Origin of the sequence: Streptomyces sp. NPDC021562 (assembly GCF_040640875.1) — a bacterium.
Lineage (GTDB): Bacteria > Actinomycetota > Actinomycetes > Streptomycetales > Streptomycetaceae > Streptomyces.
The window spans coordinates 1-2,726 of sequence record NZ_JBFACN010000073.1; the positions used below are offsets into that span (position 1 = coordinate 1).

Sequence of the window (2,726 nt, forward strand, 5' to 3'; positions counted from 1 at the left end):
CGGCTTTATTGATGATAACAATAATGACAATAATGACCGTAACACAGACAACGATCTTGACGCGGCAGATGATGACAATGATCCTGGCGAGGACATGATCGAGGACAAAAAAGATAGAAATGACAAGGATGATAAAGATAGCTAATCCTTATTAAACGAGGCTGGGACATAAGTATGTGAACCAGCGTAAAGACCGAACTACTAAATCAACTATTGATTAAGTAGTTCGGTTTTTTGTTTTTAGTTTAAATACAAAAAATTAGAAATTTTAGTGGAATGGAGCGGAGGCCACTCGACTACTAAGGGAAATAGAGGAAAGGATGAGACCCCGCAGGCCAATGAAGTGACCCCGAAAAGTTGGACAGTATTTTTGTTAAGCTGCTGTCTGGGTAAGAGTCCGATACTGGATCGGGCTCTTACCTTTTAATTTGGTTTTGATTCTAATGTTATTGTAGTAATGAATATATTTTTTTAGTTCATGTTTGAAGTGATCTATGTCCTTAAATTCATTCCGATAGAGAAATTCAGATTTCATAATACCAAAAAAGTTCTCTATAACTGCATTGTCATAACAGTTCCCCTTTCGGGACATACTTTGTGTTATACCTTGTTTCTTTAAGGATTGGCGGTATTTTTTCATCTGGTAATGCCAGCCCTGATCGGAGTGAATAATGAGGTTATCATCATCAGTCAAGCGTTTAAAGGACTTGTCTAACATTTCTGCAACAAGGGAGTAAGTTGGCCTAGTACCAATTGTGTACGTAACAATCTCACTATTGAATAGATCAAGTACAGGAGATAAGTAGAGTTTCTCCCCAAACAACTTAAATTCTGTAATGTCAGTAACCCACTTTTGGTTTGGTTTTTCTGCGTTAAAGTTACGCTCCAATATATTCGGAGCTATTTTACCCACATTTCCCTTATAAGAGCGATATTTCTTCATACGAACCATACACTTCAAGCCTAATACCTTCATTAACCGCTGCACTTTTTTATGATTCACTTTATATCCTCGATTATTTAACTCTTCTTGGATACGCCGATATCCGTAAAGCCCATTATGTTCCTCATAAATGGACTGAATTAATGTTTTTAATTCAGCATTTTTATCAGGAAGGTTGAAGGTGTTTACCCAGTAATAGTACGTACTGCGAGGGATGTTTGCCAGCTTTATAAGTTTCTTCACCGAGAAAATATTCCTTAGTTCATAGACTACTTTCGCTTTGTCCTTTTTGGTAATTTTTCCTTGTTTTGAACTAAGGCTCTCAACTTTTTTAAATAGGCATTCTCCATACGCAAAAACTCTAGCTCCTTCTGCATTTCCTCAACCGAGCCTTCTGTATCCTTATCAAGTATATTCTTATCCACATTCTTCTTTTTATGGGATGTCATACAAGGAATCCCCTTTTCTTTTGGTTTAAGGGCATCGAATCCACCATTATCCCATTTTTTCTTCCACTTTCGTACCATAGAGCAGTCAGGAATATGAAAGATTGCCGATGCCTCTCGAATAGAAAACTGTTTCTCTTCAATAAACTGGATTACTTTTAGTTTAAAAGCCAATGGATAATTTGTATAGGGAAAACAAAAGGCTGACTCTCCATGATATTCATATAATTTCACCCAATAACGTAAGGCAGATTCGTCAATCCCAACTTCATTCGCTAATTCCCTGTAGCCAATACTCTCGTTTAAATAACGTTGAATAACCAAGTGTTTTTCTGATTCATTAAATTTACCCACCCAGGCACCTCCTATTGTTGAACTTAGTTGTCCAACAATGGGGGTGCACTGCAGAAGACGAGGAGGCTCATCTTCCTCCCCGCGGAAAGCGAGTGGGTGCAGCGCAAAGAAACGAACTAACTTTAACTCAACATTCTATTTAGACACAACCTTCATTTTTCAAATTTAGTGGTAATTCTATTATTCGTGTTTAGAAAGCTTATCTTTTGTTTTGTCCCAGCGTTTTTTGGCTATTATTTAAAATTCTCCGTAAAGAATGATTCCAACTTATCAAAAGGAATTACATCTGTTTTATCGTACAAATCAACATGTCCTGCATTTGGAATGACGTAAAGTTCTTTTGGCTCTGCTGCCATCTCAAAAGCATCTTCACTGAAGTATCGTGAATGTGCATGTTCGCCAATGATAAATAACAGCGGACGTGGTGAAATGGATTTAATATGTGTTAGCAGAGGAAGGTTCATAAATGACATACTGCTTGTTATCGTAAATTGAGTAATCGAATTTGGATGGTAACCACGCGGTGTTGAATAGAACTCACCAAACTCACGGCCAATAGGGTCAGTATTTTCGTCAAATCCGATTGGTGCTCCACGCTGAGCAAGCGCTGGCTGTGCTGCCTCAAAATCTTCGTAACGTTGCTCTGCAATTGAATCGAGTATTTTATTGCGATCCTCTTCTGTAAATGAGTCTTTCCAACCGTTAGCCGCAACGCGAGAAATATCATACTTACTTACAGTTGCAACAGCCTTAATTCGTCTGTCCACCTGTGCAGCACTTATTCCAAACCCACCGCTACCACAAATTCCAATTACGCCAATTTTATGTCTATCTATGAATGAACGAGTACCAAGATAATCAACAGCTGCACTGAAATCTTCAACAAATAAATCAGGTGAAGAAATATGTCGTGGCTCTCCACCACTGTATCCGTTATAGGAAGGGTCAAATGTAAGTGCTACAAACCCTCGCTCTGCCATGCT

Annotated in this window: 2 protein-coding genes; both read right to left on the reverse strand. The window is 38.3% G+C overall.

The features are described from left to right. Window positions 1-373 precede the first annotated feature (373 nt). Window positions 374-1,743 (reverse strand): IS3 family transposase gene (locus AB0G52_RS40855; RefSeq protein WP_352392340.1). Its coding sequence is split into 2 segments (ribosomal slippage): window positions 374-1,278 and window positions 1,278-1,743, totalling 1,371 coding nucleotides; the frame shifts between segments, so codons are not numbered across the junction. 233 nt (window positions 1,744-1,976) lie between these two features. Then, window positions 1,977-2,726: alpha/beta hydrolase (locus AB0G52_RS40860; RefSeq protein WP_361344326.1), on the reverse strand; the 750-nt coding region annotated here is incomplete at its 5' end.